This window comes from Mycobacterium sp. TH-M15 (assembly GCF_057473705.1).
In genome coordinates this window covers 1-3879 of record NZ_JBYCLB010000572.1, presented here as the reverse complement: position 1 = coordinate 3879, position 3879 = coordinate 1, and the positions used below count along the sequence as shown (strand labels likewise).

Genomic DNA, 3879 nt, shown 5'->3' with positions numbered 1-3879 from the left:
AGCGGGGTGGCCGCGGATGCAGCCCCCACCGCAGCCGCGGTGGACGGGCCGAACGCGTTGAAGAACTGCAGGATATGCGTGGGGAAGTCGAACAGCGCCCAGCTGAACAGCCACCGGACGGCCTGCAGCGGATTGTGTATCAGGTCCGTGACGAAATTCAGGCCATCCTCGAAAAGCTCGAGTGCGCGGGCCACCCACCACATCGGATCGAACGCGTTGGTGTAGAAGTCGTAGGTGTGGCCGTTGAGGGTGCCCTGGGCGGGGTTCCAATGGAGCCCGAAGTTCTTCAGGATCTCCGAGACGAAGGTGGTCAGCCAGTTGGAGACGGTCGGGTCGTGGGCGAGTTGGCCGTTTCCGATCCCCAGCTTCTCCAAGGCGTCCACCAGCCACTGTGGCAGGCCCAGCGGGTTGTCGTCGTCGGCGGCGGGTGCGGTATCGGCGTTCAGGATCGGCGGCGCCGCGGCGGTGCGCGGCAGCGCGGCCACCGTCGAATCGGAGACCGCCTGATAGGTGGCCATCGTGGTGGCAGCCTGCACCCACATCCGCACGTAGTCGGCCTCGTTGAGTGCGATCGGGATGGTGTTGATCCCGAAGAAGTTGGTGGCCACCAGGGCGGCGTGGGCGGCGTGGTTGGCGGCCAGTTCGGCCAGGGTGGGCATCGCCGCCAGCGCGGTGGTGTAAGCCGCCGCCGCGGTCTCGTGCTGGGCGGCCGCCGCGGCGCTGTCGGCGCCGGCCCCGGTCAGCCAGGCCAGGTGCGGCAGGTGCGCAGCCAGATACTGCGCCGCCGTCGGGCCCTGCCACACCCCGGTCTGAACCGATGCCAGCTGCGCGGTCAGCTCGTCGGCCGCCGCGGCGTACTCGCTGCTCAGCAACGACCACGCTGCGGCCGCGGAGAGCAGAGCCCCGGGCCCGGGTCCGCTGCTCAGCAGCGCGGAATGCACTTCGGGCGGCGCAGCCATCCAGATCGGGTCGACGGAAGACAGCGTCACACCCCACAACAACTAATGAACATGATTATCACTATCATGATCATCGAGGTATCTCAAGCGAACGGCGCGGACGTGCGCCGGCACCCGCGGCTGGCACGATCGGAGCCATGCCGATTCCCCGGTTCGTCACCGACCTGCGCACCCACATCGGGCACGACCCGCTCTGGCTGATCGGGGTGACCGCGGTGGTGATCCGCGACCGGCACGTCTTGCTGGTCGAGCGCACCGACAACGGCGCCTGGACACCGGTGACCGGCATCGTCGACCCCGGTGAGGAGCCCGCGGACGCCGCCGTCCGCGAGGTCGCCGAAGAAACGGCCGTCACCGTCGCGCCGGTGCGGTTGGCATGGGTGCACACCACACCGCCGGTGGTGCACGTCAACGGCGATCGAGCCCAGTACCTCGACCACGTCTTCCTGATGCGCTGGGTGGCCGGCGAACCCCGGCCCGCCGACGACGAGAGCACCGACGCCCGTTGGTTTCCGCTGGCCGCGCTGCCGGAGTTGCCGGCGCTGCCAGCGCGGATGCGCGACCGGATCGTCGCGGCGACACAGAGCGGCCCGGAGACCCGCTTCGTGTGGGCCGGCGGCACCGGCTGACGTAGCGCGTGGCGAGCACGTGCCCGGCTATCTTTCCAGGAGTCGGCTCTAGCCAGCACCCGGGGCAGGACCAGCAGATGCTGCAGCCTTGCATGGACACCTTCGAAGCCGAAGGCGACAGCCCGTAGCGGCCGACTGACCTGATCAGAACAGCGTCGGCAGCCCCAGCGCCGAGTCGACCGCCAGCGCGCAGAACACCACCGCCAGGTAGTTGTTCGACTGCAGGAACAGCCGCAGCGGCTTGACCGGCTCGCCGCGGCGCACCGCGGCGTACAACCGGTGGGCCATGGTCAGGAACCAGGCACCGGCCAGCACGGAAACCGCCGCGTACAGCCACCCGGCAGCCGGGGCCAGTGCCAGCGTCGCGGCCACCATCAGCCAGGTGTAGATCAGAATCCGGCCGGCGACCAGGCGCTCGCTGGCCACCACCGGCAACATCGGCACACCGGCCGCCCGGTAGTCGTCCTTGTAGCGCATCGCCAGCGCCCAGGTGTGCGGCGGGGTCCAGAAGAAGATGATCGCGAACATCACCAGCGCCGGCCAGGAGACGGTCCCGGTCGCCGCCGACCAGCCGATCAACACCGGCATGCAGCCGGCCGCCCCGCCCCACACCACGTTCTGCGAGGTACGCCGTTTGAGCAGCATGGTGTAGACCACCGCGTAGTAGGCGATGGTGGCCATCGCCAGCAGCCCGGAGAGCAGGTTGGTGGTCCACCACAGCCAGCAGAACGACGCCGCGCCGAGCACCAGGCCGAAGATCAGCGCATGCCGCCGGGGGACGACGTCGCGGGCCAACGGCCGGGCCTCGGTCCGCTTCATCACCTTGTCGATGTCGGCGTCGACCACGCAGTTCAGCGTGTGCGCGGACGCCGCCGCCAGCAGCCCACCGAACAAGGTGTTCAAGATCAGCACCAGATGCCGGGTGTCCACCGCCCCCCGGTCGGCCAGCAGCATCGCCGGGATCGTGGTGACCAGCAGCAGCTCGATGACCCGGGGTTTGGTCAACGCCAGGTACGCCGACAACCGTCGTCGGCGTATCCCGCGCGGTTCAGCGCGCTCGCGAATACTCAACCAGCAACTCCTCGGGTCGCAGCAGCGCGCAGACGTCTACTACGCACGATGGTAGACCGCGTCCCCGCCGAAGCAGAACGGCAGGGTCCGAACGCGCGCGACACGGGAATCGTGCCCTGCGACAACTTGGGGTCGGCATTAGGGTGGAACCGAACCGGCCTGTCGACGCGAGGACTAGAGTTAGTGACCACACTCGAAGAGATTTCAGCGCTCACCCGACCGAACCACCCCGACGACTGGACCCAGGTCGACTCGACGGCGGTCGACACCGCGCGGGTGCTGGCCGCCGACGCGGTCCAGAAAGTCGGCAACGGCCACCCGGGCACCGCGATGAGCCTGGCTCCGCTGGCCTACACGCTGTTCCAGCGGGTGATGCGGCACGACCCGTCCGACACCGGATGGCTGGGCCGGGACCGGTTCGTCCTCTCCCCCGGTCACTCCTGCCTGACCCTCTACATCCAGCTCTACCTCGGTGGGTTCGGCCTGGAACTCTCCGACCTCGAGGCGCTACGCACCTGGGGGTCGAAGACTCCGGGCCACCCGGAGTACCGGCACACGAAGGGGATCGAGATAACCACCGGCCCGCTCGGCCAGGGTCTGGCATCGTCGGTCGGGATGGCGATGGCGGCCCGCTACGAACGCGGCCTGTTCGACCCGGACGCCGCACCGGGCGCCAGCCCGTTCGACCACCACATCTACGTGATCGCCTCGGACGGCGACATCGAAGAGGGGGTGACCAGCGAGGCGTCCTCGCTGGCCGCCGTGCAGCAGTTGGGCAACCTCATCGTGTTCTACGACCACAACAAGATCTCCATCGAGGACGACACCGCCATCGCGCTCTGCGAGGACACCGCCGCCCGGTACCGCGCCTACGGCTGGCACGTCCAGCAGATCGAGGGCGGCGAGAACGTGACCGCGATCGAGGAGGCCATCGCCGCCGCCAAGGCGGTCACCGACCGGCCGTCGTTCATCTCGATGCGGACCATCATCGGCTACCCGGCGCCGCACAAGATGAACACCGGCAAAATCCACGGGTCGGCGCTCGGCGACGACGAGGTGGCGGCCACCAAGACGGCGCTCGGCTTCGACCCGGCCAAGAGCTTCGACGTCTCCGCCGACGTGCTCACCCACCCCCGCGTTCTGGTGGCCCGCGGCTAGGAGGCCCACGAGGCCTGGCAGCGGGCGTTCGAGGCGTGGGCGAAGCGCGACCCGGAGCGCAA

General features: G+C 69.0%; 3 protein-coding genes and 1 pseudogene. 2 read left to right on the top strand and 2 right to left on the bottom strand.

Going from position 1 to position 3879, the window contains the following annotated elements; all coding sequences use genetic code 11:
• Positions 1-959 (bottom strand): PPE family protein (locus AC2VNT_RS14025; protein ID WP_486947439.1); only part of this gene is annotated, 959 nt, incomplete at its 3' end.
• Positions 960-1096: 137 nt separating this feature from the next.
• Between AC2VNT_RS14025 and AC2VNT_RS14020 the strand changes: the two genes are divergently transcribed.
• Positions 1097-1588 carry an NUDIX hydrolase gene (locus AC2VNT_RS14020; protein ID WP_486947438.1) on the top strand — a complete coding sequence of 164 codons (492 nt, stop codon included), beginning with the start codon at positions 1097-1099 and terminating at the stop codon, positions 1586-1588.
• Positions 1589-1732: 144 nt separating this feature from the next.
• Here the strand turns inward: AC2VNT_RS14020 and AC2VNT_RS14015 are convergent, their stop codons facing one another.
• On the bottom strand, positions 1733-2659 hold the full coding sequence (locus tag AC2VNT_RS14015) for a heme o synthase (RefSeq protein ID WP_486947437.1): 927 nt from the start codon (positions 2657-2659) through the stop codon (positions 1733-1735).
• Positions 2660-2842: 183 nt separating this feature from the next.
• On the opposite strand from AC2VNT_RS14015, the pseudogene AC2VNT_RS14010 reads away from it, so the two are divergent.
• A pseudogene (locus AC2VNT_RS14010) lies at positions 2843-3879 on the top strand (transketolase family protein); the annotation flags it as partial.

Bases quoted from the DNA above. Each gene is read 5' to 3' on its own strand.
- AC2VNT_RS14020 (WP_486947438.1), top strand. From the start codon at position 1,097: ATGCCGATTCCCCGGTTCGTCACCGACCTGCGCACCCACATCGGGCAC.